Origin of the sequence: Sulfuritalea sp. (assembly GCF_031426875.1) — a bacterium.
Taxonomy (GTDB): domain Bacteria; phylum Pseudomonadota; class Gammaproteobacteria; order Burkholderiales; family Rhodocyclaceae; genus Sulfuritalea.
Genome location: NZ_JASJPC010000043.1, coordinates 1 through 23,162, shown reverse-complemented (window position 1 = coordinate 23,162; position 23,162 = coordinate 1). Strand labels below are relative to the sequence as shown.

The 23,162-nt window shown below is 65.4% G+C and carries 21 protein-coding genes and 1 pseudogene; 13 read left to right on the top strand and 9 right to left on the bottom strand.

Features of this window, described 5'->3' with window-relative positions:
• The first annotated feature begins 72 nt into the window (after window positions 1-72).
• From RMO95_RS17810 to RMO95_RS17800, 3 genes are all read left to right on the top strand, one after another.
• Complete coding sequence (locus RMO95_RS17810; RefSeq protein ID WP_310452004.1) at window positions 73-1,125, top strand: ABC transporter permease subunit; 1,053 nt, start codon at window positions 73-75, stop codon at window positions 1,123-1,125.
• A gap of 102 nt (window positions 1,126-1,227) precedes the next feature.
• Window positions 1,228-1,995, top strand: coding sequence for an ABC transporter ATP-binding protein (locus tag RMO95_RS17805; RefSeq protein ID WP_310452003.1), 768 nt, complete (start codon window positions 1,228-1,230; stop codon window positions 1,993-1,995).
• Between the two features lie 76 nt (window positions 1,996-2,071).
• Complete coding sequence (locus RMO95_RS17800) at window positions 2,072-2,773, top strand: ABC transporter ATP-binding protein (protein WP_310452002.1); 702 nt, start codon at window positions 2,072-2,074, stop codon at window positions 2,771-2,773.
• 554 nt (window positions 2,774-3,327) lie between these two features.
• Here RMO95_RS17800 and RMO95_RS17795 read toward each other — a convergent pair.
• From RMO95_RS17795 to RMO95_RS17775, 5 genes are all read right to left on the bottom strand, one after another.
• Window positions 3,328-4,206 (bottom strand): fused MFS/spermidine synthase, encoded by an 879-nt coding sequence (locus tag RMO95_RS17795; RefSeq protein ID WP_310452001.1) that lies wholly within the window; start codon window positions 4,204-4,206, stop codon window positions 3,328-3,330.
• A gap of 166 nt (window positions 4,207-4,372) precedes the next feature.
• A complete protein-coding gene (locus tag RMO95_RS17790) occupies window positions 4,373-4,942 on the bottom strand; it encodes a hypothetical protein (protein ID WP_310452000.1) in 570 nt (189 codons plus the stop codon).
• 42 nt (window positions 4,943-4,984) lie between these two features.
• Window positions 4,985-5,434 carry a nucleoside deaminase gene (locus RMO95_RS17785; RefSeq protein WP_310451999.1) on the bottom strand — a complete coding sequence of 150 codons (450 nt, stop codon included), beginning with the start codon at window positions 5,432-5,434 and terminating at the stop codon, window positions 4,985-4,987.
• Between the two features lie 139 nt (window positions 5,435-5,573).
• Complete coding sequence (locus RMO95_RS17780) at window positions 5,574-6,893, bottom strand: HD domain-containing phosphohydrolase (protein WP_310451998.1); 1,320 nt, start codon at window positions 6,891-6,893, stop codon at window positions 5,574-5,576.
• Between the two features lie 394 nt (window positions 6,894-7,287).
• A complete protein-coding gene (locus RMO95_RS17775) occupies window positions 7,288-7,737 on the bottom strand; it encodes a MarR family transcriptional regulator (protein ID WP_310451997.1) in 450 nt (149 codons plus the stop codon).
• A 352-nt stretch (window positions 7,738-8,089) separates the two neighbouring features.
• On the opposite strand from RMO95_RS17775, the gene RMO95_RS17770 reads away from it, so the two are divergent.
• The 10 genes and pseudogenes from RMO95_RS17770 to RMO95_RS17725 all read left to right on the top strand — a co-directional run bounded on the left by RMO95_RS17770 (window position 8,090) and on the right by RMO95_RS17725 (window position 20,305).
• The gene (locus RMO95_RS17770) at window positions 8,090-9,130 is read left to right on the top strand and encodes a branched-chain amino acid ABC transporter permease (RefSeq protein ID WP_310451996.1); all 1,041 of its coding nucleotides are present in this window, start codon (window positions 8,090-8,092) and stop codon (window positions 9,128-9,130) included.
• Window positions 9,131-9,328: 198 nt separating this feature from the next.
• On the top strand, window positions 9,329-11,104 hold the full coding sequence (locus RMO95_RS17765; RefSeq protein ID WP_310451995.1) for a branched-chain amino acid ABC transporter ATP-binding protein/permease: 1,776 nt from the start codon (window positions 9,329-9,331) through the stop codon (window positions 11,102-11,104).
• Window positions 11,105-11,273: 169 nt separating this feature from the next.
• Window positions 11,274-12,008 (top strand): ABC transporter ATP-binding protein, encoded by a 735-nt coding sequence (locus RMO95_RS17760; RefSeq protein WP_409574972.1) that lies wholly within the window; start codon window positions 11,274-11,276, stop codon window positions 12,006-12,008.
• A gap of 67 nt (window positions 12,009-12,075) precedes the next feature.
• Window positions 12,076-13,224: an ABC transporter substrate-binding protein gene (locus RMO95_RS17755; protein WP_310451993.1), complete on the top strand. Its 1,149-nt coding sequence runs from the start codon at window positions 12,076-12,078 to the stop codon at window positions 13,222-13,224.
• A gap of 36 nt (window positions 13,225-13,260) precedes the next feature.
• Window positions 13,261-15,195 (top strand): feruloyl-CoA synthase, encoded by a 1,935-nt coding sequence (locus tag RMO95_RS17750; RefSeq protein WP_310451992.1) that lies wholly within the window; start codon window positions 13,261-13,263, stop codon window positions 15,193-15,195.
• Between the two features lie 162 nt (window positions 15,196-15,357).
• Entirely contained in the window at window positions 15,358-16,122 is a 765-nt protein-coding gene (locus RMO95_RS17745; protein WP_310451991.1) for a crotonase/enoyl-CoA hydratase family protein, read from the top strand.
• Window positions 16,119-17,375, top strand: a complete 1,257-nt coding sequence (locus RMO95_RS17740) for a thiolase family protein (RefSeq protein ID WP_310451990.1) — start codon at window positions 16,119-16,121, stop codon at window positions 17,373-17,375. Before RMO95_RS17745 ends, RMO95_RS17740 begins: the two co-directional genes overlap by 4 nt.
• 119 nt (window positions 17,376-17,494) lie before the next feature.
• Window positions 17,495-18,274: a 3-hydroxyacyl-CoA dehydrogenase gene (locus RMO95_RS17735; protein WP_310451989.1), complete on the top strand. Its 780-nt coding sequence runs from the start codon at window positions 17,495-17,497 to the stop codon at window positions 18,272-18,274.
• A gap of 242 nt (window positions 18,275-18,516) precedes the next feature.
• Window positions 18,517-18,573, top strand: a pseudogene (locus RMO95_RS23135) (acyl-CoA dehydrogenase N-terminal domain-containing protein); the annotation flags it as partial.
• 316 nt (window positions 18,574-18,889) lie between these two features.
• Complete coding sequence (locus RMO95_RS17725) at window positions 18,890-20,305, top strand: acyl-CoA dehydrogenase (RefSeq protein ID WP_310451987.1); 1,416 nt, start codon at window positions 18,890-18,892, stop codon at window positions 20,303-20,305.
• 51 nt (window positions 20,306-20,356) lie between these two features.
• On the opposite strand, the gene RMO95_RS17720 is transcribed toward RMO95_RS17725, so the two are convergent.
• From RMO95_RS17720 to RMO95_RS17705, 4 genes are all read right to left on the bottom strand, one after another.
• Window positions 20,357-20,791: a thioesterase family protein gene (locus tag RMO95_RS17720; RefSeq protein ID WP_310451986.1), complete on the bottom strand. Its 435-nt coding sequence runs from the start codon at window positions 20,789-20,791 to the stop codon at window positions 20,357-20,359.
• 148 nt (window positions 20,792-20,939) lie between these two features.
• A complete protein-coding gene (locus RMO95_RS17715; RefSeq protein WP_310451985.1) occupies window positions 20,940-21,446 on the bottom strand; it encodes a MarR family transcriptional regulator in 507 nt (168 codons plus the stop codon).
• Between the two features lie 43 nt (window positions 21,447-21,489).
• Window positions 21,490-21,873: an aspartate 1-decarboxylase gene (gene panD, locus RMO95_RS17710; protein WP_310451984.1), complete on the bottom strand. Its 384-nt coding sequence runs from the start codon at window positions 21,871-21,873 to the stop codon at window positions 21,490-21,492.
• Between the two features lie 27 nt (window positions 21,874-21,900).
• Complete coding sequence (locus RMO95_RS17705) at window positions 21,901-23,085, bottom strand: acyl-CoA dehydrogenase (protein ID WP_310451983.1); 1,185 nt, start codon at window positions 23,083-23,085, stop codon at window positions 21,901-21,903.
• Window positions 23,086-23,162 lie beyond the last annotated feature (77 nt).

Genomic DNA, 23,162 nt, shown 5'->3' with positions numbered 1-23,162 from the left:
CAAGGTTCAGCCGCTAACGCGGCTTCCGGGTTCTGACTTGCTGCCTCCTTGGGGCGGCCCGGCAGAGGCAGCATGAGCACTACGAAAGAACGTTTCGGGCTGGCCCTGATCGCCGTCGCGCTGATCGCCCTGCCCTTCGTGCTGGCCTCGGCCGGCACGGCCTGGGTGCGCATCACCAACTTCGCCATGCTGTTCGTGCTGCTCTCGCTCGGGCTCAACATCGTGGTCGGCTTCGCCGGCCTGCTCGATCTCGGCTACGTGGCCTTCTATGCGGTCGGCGCCTATGTCTATGCGCTGCTGGCTTCGCCGCATTTCGGCCTGCACCTGCCGTTCTGGGTGATCCTGCCGATCGGCGCCGCCGTCGCCTGCATTGCCGGCGTCATACTGGGGGCGCCGACCCTGCGCCTGCGCGGCGACTACCTGGCCATCGTCACGCTGGGCTTCGGCGAGATCGTGCGCATTTTCATGAACAACCTCTCTTCACCGATCAACCTGACCAACGGCCCCAAGGGCATCAGCCGCATCGACTCGTTCCAGATCGGGCCGGTGAACTTCGCCGGCAGCGACACCTTCGCCGGGCTGGTCTTCAGCGGCCCGATCAAGTACTACTACCTGCTGATGCTGGTACTGCTGGGGGTCATCGTCATCAACCGCCGCCTGCAGGATTCGCGCATCGGCCGCGCCTGGGTCGCCATCCGCGAGGACGAGATCGCGGCCAAGGCCAGCGGCATCAACACGCGCAACATCAAACTGCTGGCCTTCGCCATGGGCGCCTCCTTCGGCGGCATCGCCGGCGGCATGTTCGCCGCGATGCAGACCTTCGTCAGCCCGGAAAGCTTCGTCCTCAACGAATCCATCATGGTGCTGTCGATGGTGGTGCTGGGCGGCATGGGCAACATCTGGGGCGTGATCGCCGGCGCCGTGCTGCTCTCCTTCGTCCCCGAGTTGCTGCGCTATACCGTGGAGCCGGCGCAGATCGCGCTGTTCGGCAAGCTGCTGATCGATCCGGAAGTGCTGCGCATGCTGGTGTTCGGCGCCGCGCTGGTGCTGACCATGCGCTTCCGCCCCGCCGGCCTGTGGCCGGAAACGCGGCACCGCCGCGAGATGAACGAGAACCGCGCATGAGAAACAACGGCATTAGCCACAAAGGACACAGAGATCACAGAGGAAAACCTCCCCTGATCGTCTCTGTGCCCGCTGTGTCCTCTGTGGCTCGGTGGTTTCCCGATGTCTGACATCCTTCTCGAAGCCCGCGGCATTGCCAAGCGCTTCGGCGGCGTGCAGGCGCTGAAGGATGTTTCGCTGACCATCAAGAGCGGCGAAATCTACGGCCTGATCGGGCCCAACGGCGCCGGCAAGACCACGCTGTTCAACGTGTTCACCGGCCTCTATCCGCGCGACGGCGGCGCGGTGCAGTTCGCCGGCGCGCCGCTCAGCCTGGAAAGCCCGCATGCGGTGGCCGCGGCAGGTATCGCGCGCACCTTCCAGAACATCCGCCTGTTCGGCAACATGACCGCGCTGGAAAACGTCATGGTCGGCCGCCACCTGCGCACCCGCGCCGGCGTCTTCGGCGCCATCCTGCGCACCCGCGCCGAGCGCGCCGAGGAAGCCGCGATCCGCCGCCGGGCCGACGAGCTGCTGCATTACGTCGGCATCGCCGACCGCGCCGGCGACCTGGCGCGCCACCTGTCGTATGGCGACCAGCGGCGGCTGGAAATCGCCCGCGCGCTGGCCACCGAGCCGAAGCTGCTGGCGCTCGACGAACCCGCCGCCGGCATGAACGCAACCGAAACCGCGGCGCTGCGCGGCCTGATCGAAGGCCTGCGCCGCGACGGTCTGACCGTGCTGCTGATCGAGCACGACGTCAAGCTGGTGCTGGGCCTGTGCGACCGCGTCGCGGTGCTCGACTACGGCGTAAAAATCGCCGAGGACGTGCCCGAGGCGGTGCGCTCCAATCCCAAAGTCATCGAGGCCTACCTTGGCGCCTCCCACTGACGCGACAATTTCGAGCGCAGCGAGCGAGCACAGTCACCCCCTTTCTGGGGAAGGGCGGCGGGGAGATGGCCGTCCCATGCTTGCCGTAGTGAATCTTCAGATTCACTACGGCGGCATTTCCGCCGTGAAAGGCATCTCCTTCGCCGTCGAGCAGAACGAGATCGTCTGCCTGATCGGCGCCAACGGTGCCGGCAAGACCTCGACGCTGAAGGCGCTGGCGCGCATGATTCCCTCGCGCGGCGAGATACACTACGGCGGCGAGCGCATCGAAGCGCTGCCTAGCCACGAACTGATCGGCCGCGGCCTGGCGCTCGTGCCCGAAGGCCGCGGCATTTTCGCCCGCCTGACGGTCGCCGAAAACCTCGCCATGGGCGCCTACCACCGCCGCGACAAGGCCGGCATCGCCGGCGACCTGGAGCGCATCTACGGCCTGCTGCCGCGCCTCAGGGAACGCGCCGCGCAGGTGGCCGGCACCCTGTCCGGCGGCGAGCAGCAGATGCTGGCGATCGGCCGCGCGCTGATGGGCTGGCCGAAACTGCTGCTGCTCGACGAGCCCTCGATGGGCCTGGCACCGCTGATGGTGGAGAAAGTCTTCGAGGTGATCCGCGCCGTCGCCGCCGAAGGCATGACCATTCTGCTGGTCGAGCAGAACGCCCGGCTCGCGCTGGAGGTCTGCTCGCGCGGCTACGTCATGGAAAGCGGCCTCATCACGCTGGCCGACAGTTCCGCCGCGCTGCTCGCCGATCCGCGCGTGCGCAGCGCCTACCTCGGCGAATAGCCAGAAAGTTGGCGCTGATGAAGCCCCTGCGCTACAAGGCGGTCGAGCAAAAAACGCTCTGATGAAGCCCCTGCGCAGCAGGGCGGTCGAGCAAAGTACGCTCTCCTCGCCGCTGCGAATCCTCGCCGTAGCGGATGGCGCCACGGCGCCTGCAATGCCGCGCAGTGCCGGCTTCAAGCTCAGTTCGCCGCGATCGGGCCGATCAGGCGCGGTTCGCGCGTGCCATTCAGCTCGAACACGCTGCCGCCGCCCGACACCGTGCCCGCGCCAGCCGCTCGCCGAGCGGCACGACATCGGCCGCCCCTGCGCCGCCGGCGAGGGAAGCCACACAGAGCATCGAAAGGAAAGCGCGCCTCATGCGGCGAAATGCTAGCGGAACTCGACGCAGCAGAGGTCCTACCGGCGCAAGGGTCAAGCGGACTGCGCAGCCCGCGCAGTCCAGGCCGATCCTTTTGCTTTACCGCAAGAGTTGATGCTGGCGACTCGGCGAAGAGCCGTCACGAAGCACTGCTGCGCGCCCATGCCGGCCGGCTGGCAACGCTGGAACAGGTGAATCAATGCCCGCGTCCCGCTTCGCGGCGGGCCAGACCGAGCTTGGCCGAGCGCTCGATTTTTTCCAGGAAGTCGGGAAAATCCAGTCCGTACTTGGCGCGCAATTCCCTGGCCAAAGCACGCAGCCGGCGCCAGTCGGGTTCGAACAGGGGATCCCTGAAGGCCAGCAGCACATGGTTATCGTCCTCCGGCACCGGAACCACGATGACCTGATCGTCGAAGAGCTGCATGACCACCCCGATCAGCCCGTCATAGCGCTGCTTGTCTCCCGCCAGATTCACCACCAGCACGCCGCTTCCCGTCAGCCTGGAGTGGGCTTGCTCGAAGAATTCCCGGTTGGCGAGACTGGGAGCGAAACCGGTGCTGTCGAAGGCATCCACCAGCAACACGTCGATTCCCTTTTCCGTTTGCTCCAGATACTCCGCACCGTCGGCCTCCAGCACCTTGAGATTGGGGCTGTCGGGCGGCACCAGGAAGGCCTCCCGCAAGGCGATCACGTCGGGATTGTTTTCCAGCACGGTCACATGCGTGGCCGGCAGCCGGGCGTGGCAGAACTTGACCAGGGAGCCACCGCCGAGACCGATCAACACGAGACGCCGCGGCCTGGAACGGAACAGCAGGAAGGACATCATCTTTTGCGTGTAGCGCAGGTCCAGCTCGTTGGGCGCGGCGAGACGCATGGCGCTCTGGATCAGGCGTTCGTTGAAATGCAGAAAACGCCGCTCGCCGTCGTCCATGACGTAGGGCTTGGGGTAAGTCTCGTCGAGCAACTGCGACTGCAAGGCCTCCGCGCAAGCCCAGGGCGGCTCCAGCATCAGCACCCGGCCACCGTCGGGATCGAAGGGATTGGGCATTTCAAACCAGGGTAATGCGGATGACATGGAGATCGATGGATGGCGAAGGAAGGCAGGAAAGCCCGAAGCAAATTTTAATGCGCTTCGCCACAAGTCTTCTGCCCGCAGCGTTGGTGCTTTTTCCACAAGGCGGCCGCCACCGATGGCTCGAAGCGAGTCCGAGGCGCCGGCCGACAAAACGCAGCCGATCCGCTCAGGGCTTCACCTCGGCGGATTCCAGGTTGGCGCGCAACATGTTGCAGAACAGCGCGCCCTGCTCGATCGCATCGTCCAGCGCCACGTGAGTGTGGGCAAGCGGGTCGAACCACGCGGCCGGCATGGAGCGCTTGCCGCAGGCACGGTAGGGTTTGCGCAGCATCGCCATGGCGTAGGTCTTGATGTCGATCGCCGAATAGCCGAAGGGATTCTCGCCGGCAAACTGCGTGAGGTACCAGTACACGAAGGAAAAATCGAACACAACCGGGTAGGCGACGAAGACCGGCTTCCCCGGCAAGGCCTTGAGCCACGCCAGGTAGCGCGCCATCGCAGCGCCGGGACTTTCGAGGTTCTGCCTGCAGGCCGACCAGGCTTCCGGCTGCGTCGCCCACCAGGCAGCGGTCACCGGGTCGGCGGTGAATCCGGCCAGCGTTTCCAGGTTGGCGGAGAAGGTCGACAACAGTTTCTTGTCGGCCGAATACGCCGCCGATCCCATGCTCAGCATGGAATGCCTTCCTGCCACCGGGCCGTCGGTTTCGACGTCGGTGCTGACGTAGATTTCATGCATGGGCTTTCCTTCCTGATTAACGGACCGCGCGGCCGGCGCCGGCTATTCTGCTGCTGCCTGGCCGATGTCCTCGTTCCAGAGGGCCGGGCTCATTGCGATGAATTGTCGCATCAGGGAAATGCAGTCTGGAGCCTGAACTACCTCGACGACCACGCCGCGGGAACGCAGCAAATCCTCTTCGCCCATGAAGCTTTGGTTTTCGCCGACCACGACTCTGGGGATGCCATACAGCAGAATTGCACCCGTACACATCGCGCAGGGCGACAGCGTCGTGTAGAGAACCGATTCCCGATAAACCAGGGCAGGCTGCCGGCCGGCATTTTCCAGGGCATCCATTTCGGCGTGCAGGATGGCACTACCCTGCTGTACGCGCCGGTTGTGGCCGCGGCCGAGGATGACCCCACGATGAACCAGTACGGATCCGATGGGGATGCCTCCCTCGCTGAATCCCGCCCGGGCCTCCGCGATGGCGGCTTGCATGAAGATGTCCACGATTCGCTCCCCTTATCACAATTGACTGGCCTGGCGCGGACGATGACGATGGCTTGGCTCCTGCCGCCAAGGCCGTCGACGTCGGCTCCGTGCCTCCTCGGCCGGGAACACGGTTACACGGTTACCCGGTACTCAGCGTTCAGGCAACAGTCGGGGACCTCGAATCGAGCAGAGCTATCAGCCCGGCAGTCCGTGCCAGGTCATCGACGCTGCCTGAGGTTTCGACGTGCATGTGCAGGTTACGCGCCAGATTTCGCATCCGCCAGGCAATCTCTGGGATGATCAGGCAGACCTCGCCCATGACCTGCGTATCCTGGTCCAACAGGTCAAGCTGGGGCAGGTCGGACACGCCGGTTGCGCGCAGACTCTTTTCGATGTGTTCCAGTATCGACAACGCGTAGTCGACGGAAGATCCGACCGGCCCGGACCGATCGGCGGCCAGGAGTGTCTCGGCCGTCGTCCGGACGTCGCCCAACTGCTTGAGCACCGACAAGATCCGACTCGTGCAGTTGCATGGCGATTCATTGCAGGATTCTTCGGCAATGCCGCGCAAGGCATAGTTGATCGACGACACCGCACCGCGATCGAACTCTTCGGGAACGATGCTCAGCGCAACCTCGATCTTTCGGCGCAGGCCATTGCCGCCACGCAAGACCAGCGCGGAAACCACGTCGGCCACCGCGAGCAGGGTACTCAGCCGATCCAGCGCCTCGACGCGGAGCCGGAACGGATAGCCGCTGCCGTTGAGGCGCTCGTGATGATGCAGTATGCAGACAGCAACCGCCGAGGGAAAGGTGGTGAACTCGCGGATGAACGCGTAGCCGACGCAGGGATGGGAGGCAACGTGTTTCCATGCGGACGGCGGCAGCGACTGGGTGGAATTGAGATATTCCGGATTGATATACATCTCGCCGACATCGTGCATCATTGCCGCGAGGATCAGATTGCTGGCGTCGGGCTCGCCAAGCCCCAACCGCGCAGCCATCCCGGCAGAAACGATCATCGCCGCAAGACCGTGCGCATAGCTGGCCTGGCGGTTCTCACGGGCCGACGTCAACAACAGCTTGAGCGGACCCGTCAAGGGAAATTGGCGCATGTCGCGCAGCAGCCCGCGGGCCAGGCTTGATCCGGCAAACGCCGTCAGAACGGCATCTTCCTCGATCCTGGCGAGCGCGTCGGCCACGATGTTTTCCATCGTGATGCCGCCGGAAACGGTCAGGCTCGACTCCAGCGGATGCTTCAGCTTGCGCCGTAGCAACTTCTCCTGAAGCTCGGGAGAAATCGCGTAGCCCCGCGCCAAAAGCTTGTTGCCGTGCTCATCGTGGATGTCGTCGGCACAGACGATCTGACGCGTCTTTGCCAGTTCCACGATGTGCCCCAGACAATGCGGATTCACATTGTGGAATCCGGCATCGTCCCCGAATGATGTGGCAGTCGTATGCGAAGCCATGATTTCCATAATCCGTTATCGATACAAGCGCCAAGCTTCATCCCTCACTATTCGGGGCCGTTGCTCGGTATGGATTTATCTTCGGCTGATGCTCGATTATACCCATGCAATATGCACTGTACATGCCATTCGCCGGCACAAGCATTCGGTTTGCGCGAGATCGGAAATTTTTCGACTTATGAAGGAGATATGGCCAAAAGCCAAAGAAAGCCATTTGCCGCGCTTCTCTAGATGCGGAAATTCATTCCAATTTCTGGTAAGCCGACGCGCTAGGCGTCGCAGCGCTCTAGTAGTCAGTCAACAGGGAAAAGGCGTATTCCCTGTAGGAACGAGCTTGCTCGCGATAAGCCGCTATCGCGAGCAAGCTCGCTCCTACATCCATCGGTTTCAACATGTCTGCGTACTAGGCCTTCGGCCGCCGGAAGCGGCCGAGCAGTTCCAGCAGCATTTTCTTTTCGGCGATCGTGAAGGGCTTGCAGACTTCCTTCTCGTGCAGGCTGGCACGCCGGATCGCCTCGGCCAGCAACTCACGCCCGGCCTCGGTCAGGTGCAGGTGATTGTGACGGCGGTCGGTGGTCGAGGTGCGGCGCTCGACCAGGCCGCGCTTGGCCAGCTTGTCGAGCAGGGGCACCACCGAGGAACGCTCCAGGCTGACCGCCGCAGCGAGCTTCGACTGGGTGATGCCATCGTTCTGCTGCAGCACCTCGAGCACCGAAAAAATCGCCGGCGTGACCTCGATCTCGTCGAGGCGGCTGGCGAAATGCTCGAACACCGCCAGTTGCGCCAGGCGCAGGTGGAAGCCGACGTGGCTGGCAAGGCAGCCGATGGCAGGGGGCTTGCGATTGGCGGGCATGGCTTCGGACGGGTTTCCCTGAAATGGTTCGCCTTCCAATTTTATATCGAACAAGCTGACTGTGTTGGTATTGGCCGCCGGTGTCGCGGCAAAAAACACAAGCCAGGCAACATATTAGAAATGGATTATGTAACTTCAGCCTTAATAGTTTGATATAAAACAGGTTGACTTCGACTTACATGCTCGCCACAATCCGTTCCTCATCCGCAGTCCGCAAGACGCGACAAGCCGTCACCGGACCATGCAATGCGGCGTAGACAAGTATCGGAGGAGCGATGGGCAAGATTTCGCAACGAGCTGCGGTGGCGTGGTCGCGCCGCGGACCTGAACAGGCACCGGCGCAGGCACCAGCGTGAACGCCTCGGTCGCCCTGATCCTGATCCAGGACGGCGTCACCAACGGCGCGATCTACGCGCTGCTGTCGCTGGCGCTGGTGCTGGTGTTCGCCGTCACCCGCGTCATCTTCATCCCGCAGGGCGAATTCGTCGCCTATGGCGCGCTGTCCATGGCGGCGGTCACCGCCGGATTCCTGCCGCCGACGATGTGGCTGGTGGTCACGCTGGGCATCGCCGTGGCGCTGGTGGAGAGCGTCGCGGCGCTGCGCGAGGGGGCCGCCGCGCGGCTGCCGATGATCATCCTGAAGAATGCCGCCTTGCCCATCCTGGCGCTGATCGCGGTGCGCTACCTGCCGCTGAAATCCCTGAGCTATCCGCTGCAGATAGCGGTCGCATTGCTGTTCGTGGTGCCGCTCGGGCCGCAGATATATCGCCTGGCCTTCCAGCCGGTGGCCGAGGCCACGGTGCTGCTGTTGCTGATCGTATCGGTCGCGGTGCATTTCGTGCTGCTCGGACTGGGCCTGTATTTCTTCGGCGCCGAAGGCGGCCGCACCCCGGCCTTCACCGACGGCGGCTTCAATCTCGGCAGCAGCTACATCCAGTTCCAGACGCTGTGGATCGTCGGCATCGCGGCGCTGCTGATCGCCGGCCTGGCGCTGTTCTTCGAGCATTCCATCTACGGCAAGGCGCTGCGCGCGACCGCCATCAACCGCACCGGCGCGCGCCTGATGGGCATCTCCGCCGATCTCGCCGGCAAACTCTGCTTCACGCTGGCGGCGCTGGTCGGCGCCTTCTCCGGCATCCTCATCGCGCCGATCACCACCATCTATTACGACACCGGTTTCCTGATCGGGCTCAAGGGTTTCGTCGGCGCCATCGTCGGCGGCCTGGCCTCCTATCCGCTGGCCGCGGCCGGCGCGATCCTGGTCGGCCTGCTCGAATCCTATTCGTCCTTCTATGCCTCGGCCTACAAGGAAGTCATCGTGTTCACGCTGATCATCCCGGTGCTGCTGTGGCGTTCGCTGACCACGCATCACGTCGACGACGAGGAGCATTGAGGTGGACCTGTACGCCTATCCCCCGCCCCCGGCCCCACGGCCGGCTTTGCACAGCCGGCCGGCTACGGCGGCGCGGAGCAATGCTCCGCGAAACCCCGCCTTCGCCCCGAGGAAAGGGGTGACCATGGTTCGGCGGCGTTGCCGCCTCCAGATGAAAACGCCGCAGGCCTCCTTGGGACGGCCCGGCGGAGGCCTGCAATGATCACCCCCAATCGCGCGCTGATCGCCTTCATGCTGGCGGTGGCCATGGTGCCGCTGTTCGCCGCCCAGTTCACCGTGACGCTGGTCAATTACATCGGCCTTTCGGCGCTGGTGGCGCTCGGCCTGGTGCTGCTGACCGGCATCGGCGGCCTGACTTCCTTCGGCCAGGCGGCCTTCGTCGGCCTCGGCGCCTACACCACGGCCTACCTGACCACGCGCCACGGCATGTCGCCCTGGGGCACGCTGATCGTCGGCATGGCGGTGACCACGGCGGTGTCGCTGGCGCTGGGCTTCATCACCCTGCGCCTGTCGGGGCACTTCCTGCCGCTGGGCACCATCGCCTGGGGCATTTCGCTCTACTTCCTGTTCGGCAACATGGAGGCGCTGGGCGGCCACGGCGGCATCGACAGCATTCCGCCGGTCGACCTGTTCGGCCTAGAACTCGGCTCCAGCCGCGCCTTCTTCTACGTGATCTGGGTCACGCTGCTGGCGGCCATCGTCACCACCCGCAACATGCTCGATTCGCGCGAGGGCCGCGCCATGCGGTCCTTGCGCAGCATGACCATGACCGAGGCGATGGGCATCAACACGCTGCGCTACCGCATGGTGCTGTTCATGATCGCGGCGCAGTTCGCCTGCGTCTCGGGCTGGCTCTACGCCCATCTGCAGCGCTTCGTCAATCCGACGCCATTCTCGCTCGGCCATGGCATCGAGTACCTGTTCATGGCGGTGCTGGGCGGCGCCGGCGCGGTATGGGGCGCGGTGTTCGGCGCCGGCGCGGTGACCTTCCTCAAGGAATGGCTGCAGGACCTGCTGCCGAAACTGCTCGGCGCCAGCGGCAATTTCGAGATGGTGGTGTTCGGCCTGCTGACCATCGCCGTGCTGCATCGCGCCCGCGACGGCATGTGGCCGATCCTGATGCGCGCCTTCGGCAACCTGGCGCCGCGGCGCGCGCAGGCGAGGACGGTGGAGCCGGCGCTGGTCCTGCCGCGGCGCGATCCGCAGCCGCACGGTCGCGAGGTGCTGCAGGTGGTCAAGGTCACCAAGCGCTTCGGCGGCCTGGTCGCCAACAACAGCATGAGCCTCACGGTGCGCGCCGGCGAAGTCATGGCGCTGATCGGCCCCAACGGCGCCGGCAAGAGCACGCTGTTCAACTGCATCTCCGGGGTCAATCCGCCGAGCGAGGGCGAGATCCATTTCATGGGCCAGCGCATCGACGCCCTGGGCTCGCGCCAGATCGCCCGGCTCGGCATGAGCCGCAGCTTCCAGCACGTGCGCCTCAACCAGGACATGACGGTGCTGGAAAACGCGGCGCTGGGCGCCCACCTGCGCGGGCGCAAGAATTTCGTGCAATCGGCCTGGCGCCTCGATCGCGAGGAAGAGCGCCGCCTGCTCTGGGAGGCCGCGCACCAGTTGGAGCGCTGCGGTCTCGGCGAGCACCTGTTCGACGCCGCCGGCAGCCTGCCGCTGGGCAAGCAGCGTATCGTCGAAATCGCCCGCGCGCTGTGCAGCGACCCGACCCTGCTGCTGCTCGACGAACCCGCCGCCGGCCTGCGCCATCTCGAAAAGCGCGCGCTGGCCGAGCTGCTGGCGAAATTGCGCGGCGAGGGCATGGCGATCCTGCTGGTCGAACACGACATGGACTTCGTCATGGGCCTGGCCGACCGCGTGGTGGTCATGGAATTCGGCGAGCATCTGGCCGAAGGCCTGCCGCAGGAAATCCAGACCAATCCGAAAGTTCTCGAAGCCTACCTGGGCGGGGTCGAGACATGACGCGCCTACCGCAGATCGAAACTCTTTCAACGCAGAGATCGCAGAGACGCAGAGGACGCAGAGGAAAGGCGAAGACATACCCAATAGGTGTTCGCATTTGCCTTCTCTGCGTCTCTGCGTCCTCTGCGTCTAAAGCGGTCAACCGGGGTAAATTGCCATGAAGCCGCTGATACTCGAAACCCAGGACCTCTGCGTCGCCTATGGCCGCGTCGAGGCCATCCACAAGGTTTCCATCCGCATCCGCCAGGGCGAGATCGTCACCGTGATCGGCCCCAACGGCGCCGGCAAGACCACCCTGCTTTCCGCGCTGATGGGCCTCTTGCCGGCGCGCGGCGAAATCAGATACCAGGGGCAGCTCACCTCAGGCGGCATCGCGGTCGACGCGCTGGTCGGCCGTGGCCTGGTACTGGTGCCGGAAAAGCGTGAGCTGTTCGGCTCCATGTCGGTGGCCGACAACCTGCTGCTCGGCGCCTTCGCCCGCCACCGGCGCGGCGAGCGCGATCATGCCAAAACCATGGACGAGGTGTTCGCCATCTTCCCGCGCCTGGCCGAACGCCGCACGCAGGAGGCCGGCACGCTCTCCGGCGGCGAACGGCAGATGCTGGCCATGGGCCGCGCGCTGATGGCCAAGCCGACGCTGCTGATGCTCGACGAGCCCAGCCTCGGCCTGGCGCCGCTGATCGTCCGCGAAATCTTTCGCATCGTGCAGCAGCTGAAGGCGATGGGCGTCTCGATCCTGCTGGTCGAGCAGAATGCGCGCGCCGCGCTGCAGGTCGCCGATTACGGCTACGTGCTGGAAAACGGCAGCGTGGCACTGGAGAACGACGCCCGCGCCCTGCTCGACGACCCGCGCGTGATCGAAAGCTATCTCGGTCTTGGCGGCAGCCATTCGATCGCCGCCTGATTTCGCAGCCGCATTACCCGCAGCCCAACCGCAACCGAGTTTCACACCAACAACACGAGGAGAAAACATGAAAGTCAAACTGTCCGTCAAGCCGCTGGCCATTGTCCTGTCGCTGTTCGGCGCAACTGCCGCACTGGCCGACATCAACATCGGCGTCAGCGTTTCCGCCACCGGCCCGGCCGCCGTGCTCGGCGGTCCGCAGAAGAACACGACCCAGTTGTTCCCGACCAGCATCGCGGGCGAGAAGATCAACTGGATCGTGCTCGACGATGGGTCCGATCCGACCAACACCTCGAAGAACGTCGCCAAATTCCTTACCGAGAGCAAGGTGGATGTGCTGATCACCGGCACCACGACGCCCGGCGTCATGGCGGCTGCGGGGCCCGCGGCGGACAGCAAGACGCCGCTGATCGCGCTGGCGCCCAACCGCCTCGACGGCGAGAAGTTCAAGTGGGCCTTCACCATGCCGCAGCCCATCGGCCTGATGGCGGAGCCGCTGCTCGAACACGCCAAGTCGAAGGGCTACAAGACCCTCGGCTTCCTCGGCTACCATCCCGATGCCTACGGCGAGGTGTGGATCAAGGCCCTTGAAGCGACCGCCGGCAAGTACGGCATCAGCTTCGGACCGATCGAGGGCTTCGCGCGGACCGACACCTCGGTCGCCGGCCAGGTGATCAAGCTCATCGGCGTCAAGCCGGACGCCGTCATCGTCGTCGCCTCGGGTTCTCCGGCGGCAATGGCGCACGCCGCGCTGGCCGAACGCGGCTACAAGGGCCAGATCTACCAGACGCACGGCGCGCCTTCGCCGGTGTTCCTCAAGAACGGCGGCAAGTCGGTGGAGAACGGAATTCTCGTAGCCGGTCCCCTGCTCGAGTGGGAGCAGTTGCCCGATTCGCATCCGTCGAAGAAGGTCGGCGGCGAATACGCCAAGGCTTACGAGGCGAAGTTCGGCAAGGGCTCGCTGTCCTCCTTCGGCGGCCATATGTGGGATGCCTGGGCGATTGCCTCGCGTGCGATTCCGGTCGCGCTGAAGAAAGCCAAGCCGGGCACCGCCGAGTTCCGCGCCGCGCTGCGCGACGCGATCGAGAGCGAGCGCGAAATTGCCGGCGCCCATGGCGTGTTCAACATGAGCCCGACCGACCACTCCGGCTTCGACGGCCGCGCCCGCGTGCTGCTGCAGGTGCAGAACGGCGCCTTCAAGGTCGTTTCCAAGTAAGCGCCGCGTCGATGCAATAAAGCCAAAGGACGTCGTATGAACCCCATTGCCCGCAAGCCGGCCGAACTGTTCGTCGATCCGGCCGTGATACTCGAAGCCAGGCCGGACGGCACGCGGCTGTTCCGCTCGGCCCTGGCCCTGCCCGTCTACGCGCGCTGTTCCGGCGAGTGGCTGGAGCGATGGGCGGCCGAGACGCCGGACGCCGTCCTGATCGCCGAGCGCGGCGCGGATGGCGCCTGGGTCAAGGTGACTTACGGCGAGGCTCTGGCGCGCGTCCATCGCATCGCCGCCTGGCTGCTCGGGCAGAAGCTCTCGCCCGAGCGGCCGGTGCTGGTGCTTTCCGACAACGGCATCGAACACGCCCTGCTGATGCTGGCCTGCCTGCATGTCGGCGTGCCGATCAGCCCGGTCTCGCCGGGCAATTCGCTGCTCTCCAAGGACTTCGCCAAGCTCAAGGCCAACGTCGAACTGCTGCGCCCCGGCGTGATCTACGCCGACGGCATCGAGCGCTTCATGCCGGCGATCAATGCGATAGCCGATCTGCATGACGCGGTGATCGTGGCCGGCAGCAGGAGTGCGAACGGCGGCGCGCCGCAGCCGGGCACGATTCCCTTCGCCGAGATTGAGAAAGTTGGCGCTGATGAAGCCCCTGCGCAGCAGGGCGGTCGAGCAAACGACGCTCTCCTCGCCGCTGCGGATGACGACGCGGCGAATTCCGTGGCCGTGCGCGCCGCCTTCAACGCCATCACGCCCGATACCATCGCCAAGTTCCTGTTTACCTCCGGTTCGGTCGGCGCGCCCAAGGCGGTCATCACGACCCAGCGCATGATGTGCTCGAACGCCGAGATGAAGTCGGTGATCTGGCCCTTCCTCAACCAGCAGAAGCCGGTCATCGTGGACTGGCTGCCGTGGAGCCACGTCTTCGGCGGCAGCCACAACTTCAACAAGGTGCTGCGCTTCGGCGGCAGCCTCTACATCGACGACGGCAAGCCGCTGCCGGCGCTGCTGCCGAAAACCGTGAAGAACCTCACCGAGATCTCGCCCACCATCTATTTCAGCGTGCCGCTGGCCTACGGCCTGCTGGTGGCGCAACTGCGCGACAACGCCGCACTGCGCAAGAGCTTCTTCGCCCGCCTGCAGATCATTTTCTATGCCGGCGCGGCGCTGCCGCAGTCGACCTGGGACGAACTGGAACGCCTGGCGATCATGGAACTCGGCCACCCCGTCGTCATGCTCTCGTCGTGGGGTTCGACCGAGACCGCGCCGGCCTGCACCGACTGCCACTTCCAGGCCGTGCGCTCCGGCGTGATCGGCGTGCCGATTCCCGGCACCACGCTGAAACTGGTGCCGGTGGCGGACAAGCTCGAAGTACGGGTCAAGGGTCCCAACCTGTTCCCCGGCTACTGGAAGCAGCCCGCGCTGACTGCCGCCGCCTTCGATGACGAAGGTTTCTACATGATCGGCGATGCCGTTTCCTTCGTCGATCCGGCGCGCCCCGAACAGGGCCTGCTGTTCGACGGCCGCGTCGCCGAGGATTTCAAGCTGCTCTCCGGCACCTGGGTGCATGTCGGCAGCCTGCGCGTGGCCGGCATCAGCGCGCTGTCGCCGGTGGCGCAGGACATCGTGGTCACCGGCCACGACCGCGACGACATCGGCTTCATGATCTTCCCCAACCTCGCCGAGTGCCGCCGCATCGCCGGCCTCGGCGACGACGCGGCGGTATCCGCGGTGCTCGGCCATCCGGCGATCAAGGAGCGCCTGCGCGAAGGCCTGGTGCGCCTCAAACAGCAGGGCGGCGGCTCCTCGACCTATCCGGCGCGCGCGTTGCTGATGGCCGAGCCGCCCTCCTCCGAGGCCGGCGAGCTGACCGACAAGGGCTACATCAACCAGCGCGCGGTGCTGACCCGCCGCGCCGACCGCGTGCTCGAACTGCATTCCGACGTGCCCGATTCGAGCGTCATTTTCATCTGACGCTGCCTTGTGCCGAGCGCCAGCCGCCGAGAATGAAACCCGCGAAGACCTTTAATCGCCCGCCCCCCTTCCCCCCTCGCGGGGGGTGACTGATTGGCGCGCTGCGCGCGGCGATTGCAGGGGACTTCGAACCCAATGTTTAATGTTTCAAAGGACCACACCGTGACCGACAAACTCGTAAGCCATACGCTCGACGGCCAGATCTACACCATCACGCTGAACCGGCCGGCCAAGCGCAACGCCATCAGCGACCGCCTGCTCGAAGCGCTCGACAAAGCCTGGGAGGCGCGGCCCGAAGAGGCGCGCGTGGTGATCCTGGCCGGCGCCGGCGAGCACTTCTGCGCCGGCCTCGACCTCACCGAGCACCAGCACCGCGAACCTCCGGGCGTCATGTTGCACTCGCAGGGCTGGCACCGCGTCTTCGGCAAGATCCAGATGACCGGCATCCCGGTGGTGGCCGTGCTGCACGGCGCCGTGATCGGCGGCGGGCTGGAGCTGGCGACATCGACCCACGTCCGTATCGCCGAGCCCAACACCATGTACCAATTGCCCGAAGGCCGCCACGGCATCTACGTCGGCGGCGGCGCCTCGGTGCGCGTGGCGCGCATCGTCGGCCCCGGCCGCATGGCCGAGATGATGCTGACCGGCCGCATGCTGAGCGCCGAGGAAGGCCAGGCCCTGGGCCTGTCGCACTACCTGGTGGGCAAGGGCGAGGGCATGGCCAAGGCGCAGGAGCTGGCCGCGCGCATCGCCGAGAACGCGCCGCTGGCCAACTATGCGATGGTCACCACGATCCAGCGCATCAGCAACATGTCGTCCGACGACGGCCTCTATGTCGAGTCGCTGATGGCGGCAGTCGCCCAGACCAGCCCCGAGGTGGTCGGCCGCATCGGCCAATTCCTCAACCGCAAGAAGGATGCGAAATGAGCAATCCGTATGCCGCATCCGAAGCGCGCGCCGTCGTCTCCACCTGGGACGACATCTACCTGGTCGCCGGCCTGCGCACGCCCTTCGCCGACTACATGCAGGAACTGGCCGAAGTCTCGCCGACCGACATGGGCATCTATGCCGCGCGGGCGCTGTTCGCCAAAAGCGGCATCCCCGCCGCCGACGTCGACTGCGTGATCGGCGGCAACATGGCGCAGGCCAGCTTCGACGCCTATTTCCTGCCGCGCCACATCGGTCTGTATTCCGGCGTCGATCCCAGCGTGCCGGCGCTGCTGGTGCAACGCCTGTGCGGCACCGGTTTCGAGACCATCATCACCGCCGCCGACCACATCAAGCTGGGCAAGGCGAAACTGGTGCTGGCGGTCGGCACCGAATCGATGACGCGCAATCCCGTCGCCGCCTATACCCACCGCGCCGGCTTCAGGATGGGCCAGGTCGAATTCAAGGATTTCCTCTGGGAAGCCACCAAGGACACCGCGCCCGGCGCCGGCATGGGCGACACGGCGGAGAACCTGGCCAAGCGCTACGGCATCAGCCGCGAGGAAGTCGACCGCTACGCCGCGCAGAGTTTTGCGCGCGCCGTCGCGGCCCAGGAAGCAGGCTACTTCGACGACGAAATCGTGGCGGTGACCAATGCTTCTTTCGAACTCCCCGGCTACAACACACGCAGCCTCAAGCTGCCGCGCAAGGTCGAGTCGTTCGCCCGCGACGGCCACGCCAAGGCCACCAACTACGAGACCCTGGCCAAGCTGCGCCCGGCCTTCGGCGGCGTGCAGACCGGCGGCAACAGCTCGGCCATCGTCGATGGCGCCGGCGCGGTGCTGGTGGCCTCCGGCGACTACGTGCGCGCCCACGGCCTGAAGCCGCTGGCGCGCCTGGTCGGCGGCTGCGCGGTCGGCGTGCCGCCCGAGATCATGGGCATCGGCCCGGCGCCGGCGATCCGCGCGCTACTGGCAAGGAAAGGCATGACGCTGGACCAGGTCGGCCGGGTCGAGATCAACGAAGCCTTCGGTGCCCAGTACCTCGCTTGCGAAAAGGAACTCGGCCTCGCGCGCGAGCACGCCAACGTGCATGGCGGCGCCATCGCGATCGGCCATCCGCTGGGTGCCAGCGGCGTGCGCCTGACCACCACGGTAGCGCGCGAACTCAGGGAAGCCGATCTGCAGTTCGGCATTTCGTCCGCCTGCTGCGGCGGCGGCCAGGGTGTGGCGATTTTGGTCGAGAACGTCTGAACGCAATGCCCTAAGTTCAATCCGCAGATTACAGCCTGGTCAAGCGACGCTTTTGATTCATCTGCGTCAATCTGCGTAATCTGCGGACAAAATGCTTTTTGCAACATAAAGGACAGCACATGAAATTCGAAAATTCCACTTTCATCGTCACCGGCGGCGCCTCGGGCCTCGGCGAAGCCACGGTCCGCGCCTTCCACGGCAAGGGCGCCAATCTCGTGATCGCCGACCTCAATGTCGAGCGCGGCGAAAAGCTGGCGGCTGAGTTGTCAAATGAGCTCGGCACGCGCGCCGTGTTTCAGCGCACCGACGTGTCTTCCGAGGCCGACGCCCAGGCCTGCGTGGCCAAGGCCGTATCGAGCTTCGGCAGCCTGCAGGGCCTGATCAATTGCGCCGGCATCGGCATTGCGGAAAAGGTGCTGAACAAGGACGGCCCGCAGAAGCTGGCCAACTTCGCCCGCGTCATCAACATCAACCTGGTCGGCACGTTCAACATGACCCGCCTCACCGCCGAGGCGATGTCCAAGGGCGAAGCAAACTCCGCCGGCGAGCGCGGCGTGATCGTCAACACCGCTTCGGTCGCCGCCTGGGACGGCCAGATCGGCCAGCCGGCCTATGCCGCATCGAAGGCCGGCATCGTCGGCATGACGTTGCCGATCGCGCGCGAGTTGGCGCGCTTCGGCATCCGCGTGTGCACCATCGCGCCGGGCCTGTTCTACACGCCGATGATGGAGTCCTTGCCGCCCGAGGTGCAGGAATCGCTCGGCAAGTCCGTGCCCTTCCCGCCGCGCCTGGGGCGGCCGGAAGAGTTTGCCCAACTCGCCGCGCATATCGTGGAGAACGAAATGCTCAACGGCGAATCGATCCGCCTCGACGGCGCCGTGCGCCTCGCGCCGAAATAGACCTGGAAGTTCGATCCGCAGATTTACGCAGATTAACCAGGCAGAGTTCTGCCCCATCTGCGCTAATCTGCGAAATCTGCGGACCCCATGCTTTTTCGATAAATCACCGTCCCGCCAGCGCCGACTTTCATGAGCGCCACAAACGGCCGCCCGAAGGGGCGCAAGTCACAACATGGAGCCGCGCAGCGGCGAACCCCAATCACCCCCTTCCCCGGGAAGGGGGATGGGGAGAAGGTATTACGATGACCGATTACAACGCTCCGCTCACCGACATCCGCTTCCTGCTCAACGAAGTCGCGGGCCTGCCCGGGATTGCGCAAAGCCCAGGCTGTGAGGAAGCCACGCCCGATCTGGTCGATGCCGTGTTGGAGGAAGCCGGCAAGTTCGCCGCCGGTGTACTGGCGCCGCTCAACAGCGCCGGCGACCGTGCCGGCTGCCGCCTCGAAGACGGCAAGGTCCTTACGCCGCCGGGCTGGGCCGAGGCCTACAAACAGTTCGCGGCAGGCGGCTGGGTCGGCCTCGGGCTCTCGCCCGAGTACGGCGGCCAGGGCCTGCCCAAGTGCGTGGCGACTCCCGTCTGGGAAATGTGGTTCTCCGCCAACACCCGCCTTCACCATGCTGCCGCAGCTCAACACCGGCGAAGCCGAAGCCATCCTGCTCGCCGCCAGCGACGAACTCAAGGCCACCTACCTGCAGAAGCTGGTGACCGGCGAATGGGGCGGCACCATGAACCTGACCGAGCCGCAGGCCGGCTCCGACCTCGCCGCGATCCGCTGCCGCGCCGAGCCGCAGGCCGACGGCAGCTATCGCATCAGCGGGCAGAAGATTTTCATCTCCTACGGCGAGCACGAAATCACGCCCAACATCGTGCACCTGGTGCTGGCGCGCCTGCCCGATGCGCCGCCGGGCGTGAAGGGCATTTCGATGTTCCTCGTGCCCAAGTTCCTGGTCAATCGCGATGGCAGCCTCGGCGCGCAGAACGACGTGCGCTGCGTCGGCCTCGAACACAAGCTGGGCATCCACGGCAGCCCGACCTGCGCGATGAGCTTCGGCGACAAGGGAGGAGCTGCGGGCTGGATCGTCGGGCAGGCCAACCGCGGCCTCGAATACATGTTCATCATGATGAACGAGGCGCGCTTCGGCGTCGGCGTGCAGGGCATCGGCATCGGCGAACGCGCCTACCAGCAGGCGCTGGCCTTCGCCCGCGAGCGCGTGCAGGGACGCGACGCCGTCACCGGCGCGGTGGGGCAACCGATCATCAATCATCCCGACGTCAAGCGCATGCTGCTGACCATGCGCGCGCGCATCCTGGCGGCGCGCGCACTGGCCTACACGGCGGCCGGCTGGTTCGATATCGCGCGTCATTCCACCGACCAGGCCGCAGCCGGCAAGGCCAAGCGCTACGTCGACCTGCTGATGCCGGTGGTCAAGGGCTGGAGCACCGAGCTGTGCCAGCAGGTCTGCTACGACGCGATCCAGGTGCACGGCGGCATGGGCTTCGTCGAGGAGACCGGCGTCGCCCAGCACTATCGCGATGCGCGCATCATCACCATCTACGAAGGCACCACCGGCATCCAGGCCAACGACCTGGTCGGGCGCAAAGTCCTGCGCGAAAACGGCGCGACATTGCGCGAACTGATCGTCGAAATGCGCGGCGTCGCCGCCGAACTCGCGGCGGCCGAGGGCATGCAATCCATGGCCGGGCGCCTCACCGAGGACATCGCGGCACTGGAACGCGCGCTGGACTGGATACTGGCCAACGGCCGCGACCAGCTTGCCGCCGTGCTGGCCGGCGCCGTGCCTTTCCTGCACTTGCTGGGTTCGGTCTGCGGCAGTTGGCAACTGGCGCGGGTCGCGCTGGCGGCACGCAATGCGGCCGGCAAGGCCGCCTACAGCGCCGACTACCTGCGCAGCCTTGACCAACTGACCCGCTTCCATGCCCACGCCCTCGCGGTGCAGGCGCCGGCGCTGGCCGCGGCGATAGTTGGCGCTGGCGAGACGGCGGCGGCGTGCGCTCTGGACGCCTGGTAAGGCGGCAAATGCCTTAAGGCGGCGGCAAGGCCCGCCGCGCCGCAGCCGGCTTCAGGACTGCGGATCCGGAAAGTGGAAGCGGGCGAGCTTCTCGCGCAGCACGTCGGGAATCGACACGCCGCGCAAACCATCGATGGCGGCGACCACCCTGACCATCAGCGCGCGGATGCGCACCTCGCCGCCGACGCTGCCCTCGATCATCAGCGTAAATGACTTGTTGCCGATGCGCTTGACCACGAGCCGCAGGCCGAGCGAATCGCCGATCTTGCTCGGCGCGATGAAGTCCACCTCGATGCGCGCCGCCGGCACGCCGATGCGCTGCTCGGCATGCAACTGGGCAAAGTTGACCTGCAGCCCTTCGTTGAACCAGTCCTCGATCAGCTCGTCGAAAATCACCAGGTATTCCGGGTAGAACACTATGCACGCCGGGTCGCAGTGGTGGAAGCGGATCAGGTGGGATTTCTCGAAGGCGACGGGAGCGGACATGTGATCGATCTTTCGTGGGGTTGGCGCGCCGGCGCATTGTCATGTCTCGCAGCCGGTCCTGGGCGCAACGCGGGACGTCGGTTTTCGGCGCCGCGGAGGCCTTCGATTGTACCGCCGAACGCCGGCGGGTTTGGATGTTCGCGGGCGTTCAGGCGCCGCTGATACCGGCGGCGCGAGACGCACTGGACTTCAAGAGGCCCAGTAGTTCGTAGATCTGGTCGCGATGGGTTTCGTCCATCGCGCCGAACAGGTCGAGTATCCACTTCTCGTGCGCCAGCGCCATTTTGCGGAAGCTGCGGCTGCCCTCCGGCGTCAGCTTGACGATGTAGGAACGCCGGTCCTTGGGGCAGTCCTCGCGCACCACCAGGCCCTCGGCCGCCAACTGGTCGGTTATCCCGGTGACATTGCCGCCGGTGACCATCATGCGCTTGGACAGTTCGCCCATCTGCAGGCCTTTTGGCGAGCGTTCGAGCTGGGACATCAGGTCGAAGCGCGGCAGCGTGATGTCGAACTCGGTGCGCAGGCGCACCCGGACGTGGCTTTCGATCAGATTGGTACAGGCCAGCATGCGCAGCCACAGCCGAAGATCGAACGCATGCTCGGCCGTGGCGCGCGTCTCGGTGTCGGTGGTGATCCGGGGTCGTTTATTGGCCATGACATTAGTCTCGGGTGTCGTGCTGCAGAGGAGGCTCGGCCGCTCAGGCGGCCATCTGGCAGGGAATGGCGGCACGCTGTCGCAGGATCCGGTTGCCCGCATCGACGTAGACCAGGCGCGGCTCGAAGCGGCGCAGTTCCTCCTCGCTGGCGCTGCCATAGCTGGCGATGATCAGCAGGTCGCCGGGCGCGGCCTTGCGTGCCGCGGCGCCATTGACCGAAATGATGCCGGAGCCGCGCGCGCCGCATATGGCGTAGGTGGTGAAGCGTTCGCCGTTGTTCACGTTGTAGATGTCGATCTGCTCGTACTCGCGGATGTCGGCCGCCAGCAGCAGATCTTCGTCGATGGCGCAGGACCCCTCGTAGTGCAGCTCGGAGTGGGTCGTCGTCACGCGGTGAATTTTTCCCTTGAGTACGGTTCGATTCATTTTGCATGTCCCCGGTGTGAACTGCAGTCAGTTGCTGAACGCCTGAATCCCCGTCTGTGCCCGGCCCAGGATCAGCGCATGGATGTCGTGCGTGCCTTCGTAGGTATTCACAACTTCCAGATTCACGACATGGCGGATCACGCCGAACTCGTCCGAGATGCCGTTGCCGCCCAGCATGTCCCTCGCCATGCGGGCGATGTCGAGCGACTTGCCGCAGGAATTGCGCTTCATGATCGAGGTGATCTCGACCGCCGCCGTGCCCTCGTCCTTCATCCGACCCAGGCGCAGGCAACCTTGCAGGGCCATCGTGATCTCGGTCTGCATGTTGGCCAGCTTCAACTGGATCAGCTGGTTGGCGGCCAGCGGCCGGCCGAACTGCTTGCGGTCCAGCGTGTATTGGCGTGCCGCATGCCAGCAATACTCTGCGGCACCCAATGCCCCCCAGGCGATGCCGAAACGCGCCGAGTTGAGGCAGGTGAACGGTCCCTTGAGGCCGCGCACATCGGGGAAGGCGTTTTCCTCGGGACAGAAGACTTCGTCCATGACGATCTCGCCGGTGATCGAGGCGCGTAGCCCCACCTTGCCGTGGATGGCCGGCGCGGTAAGTCCCTTCCAGCCCTTTTCGAGCACGAAGCCGCGAATCTGGCCGCCGTCGTCCTTGGCCCAGACCACGAAGACGTCGGCAATCGGGCTGTTGGTGATCCACATTTTCGAACCCGAGATGCTGTAGCCGCCGTCGACGGCACGGGCGCGCGTGATCATGCTGCCGGGGTCGGAGCCGTGGTTCGGCTCGGTCAGGCCGAAGCAGCCGATCAGTTCGCCGGTGGCGAGCTTGGGCAGATACTTCCTGCGCGCGGCTTCGTTGCCGAACTCGTAGATCGGCACCATGACCAGCGAACTTTGCACGCTCATCATCGAGCGATAGCCCGAATCGACGCGCTCGACTTCGCGCGCGGCGAGGCCGTAGCAGACGTAGTTCATGCCGGCGCCGCCGTATTCCTCGGGGATGGTGGTGCCGAGCAGGCCGAGTTCGCCCATCTCGCGGAAGATCGCCGGATCGGTTTTCTCGTTGCGGAAGGCTTCGAGCACGCGCGGCGCCAGCTTGTCCTGCGAATACGCCGCTGCGGTATCGCGCACCATGCGTTCGTCGTCGGTCAGCTGCTGGTCCATCAGCAAGGGGTCTTCCCAGTTGAATCTCGGTTGGCTGCTCATGTCGCGTCTCCGCCGGGCCGCCCCACCGAGGCGCCGATGCCCTGTCCGGCGCCGGTGACGATGGCGACCCTATCCTT

Coding starts and splice junctions, on each gene's coding strand:
- RMO95_RS17805 (WP_310452003.1), top strand. CDS start 1,228: ATGTCTGACATCCTTCTCGAAGCCCGCGGCATTGCCAAGCGCTTCGGC.
- RMO95_RS17740 (WP_310451990.1), top strand. CDS start 16,119: ATGAGCAATCCGTATGCCGCATCCGAAGCGCGCGCCGTCGTCTCCACC.
- RMO95_RS17720 (WP_310451986.1), bottom strand. CDS start 20,791: ATGTCCGCTCCCGTCGCCTTCGAGAAATCCCACCTGATCCGCTTCCAC.
- RMO95_RS17765 (WP_310451995.1), top strand. CDS start 9,329: ATGATCACCCCCAATCGCGCGCTGATCGCCTTCATGCTGGCGGTGGCC.
- RMO95_RS17750 (WP_310451992.1), top strand. CDS start 13,261: ATGAACCCCATTGCCCGCAAGCCGGCCGAACTGTTCGTCGATCCGGCC.
- RMO95_RS17795 (WP_310452001.1), bottom strand. CDS start 4,206: ATGTCATCCGCATTACCCTGGTTTGAAATGCCCAATCCCTTCGATCCC.
- RMO95_RS17705 (WP_310451983.1), bottom strand. CDS start 23,085: ATGAGCAGCCAACCGAGATTCAACTGGGAAGACCCCTTGCTGATGGAC.
- RMO95_RS17790 (WP_310452000.1), bottom strand. CDS start 4,942: ATGCATGAAATCTACGTCAGCACCGACGTCGAAACCGACGGCCCGGTG.
- RMO95_RS17725 (WP_310451987.1), top strand. CDS start 18,890: ATGCTGCCGCAGCTCAACACCGGCGAAGCCGAAGCCATCCTGCTCGCC.
- RMO95_RS17775 (WP_310451997.1), bottom strand. CDS start 7,737: ATGCCCGCCAATCGCAAGCCCCCTGCCATCGGCTGCCTTGCCAGCCAC.
- RMO95_RS17755 (WP_310451993.1), top strand. CDS start 12,076: ATGAAAGTCAAACTGTCCGTCAAGCCGCTGGCCATTGTCCTGTCGCTG.
- RMO95_RS17715 (WP_310451985.1), bottom strand. CDS start 21,446: ATGGCCAATAAACGACCCCGGATCACCACCGACACCGAGACGCGCGCC.
- RMO95_RS17735 (WP_310451989.1), top strand. CDS start 17,495: ATGAAATTCGAAAATTCCACTTTCATCGTCACCGGCGGCGCCTCGGGC.
- panD (WP_310451984.1), bottom strand. CDS start 21,873: ATGAATCGAACCGTACTCAAGGGAAAAATTCACCGCGTGACGACGACC.
- RMO95_RS17810 (WP_310452004.1), top strand. CDS start 73: ATGAGCACTACGAAAGAACGTTTCGGGCTGGCCCTGATCGCCGTCGCG.
- RMO95_RS17780 (WP_310451998.1), bottom strand. CDS start 6,893: ATGGAAATCATGGCTTCGCATACGACTGCCACATCATTCGGGGACGAT.
- RMO95_RS17800 (WP_310452002.1), top strand. CDS start 2,072: ATGCTTGCCGTAGTGAATCTTCAGATTCACTACGGCGGCATTTCCGCC.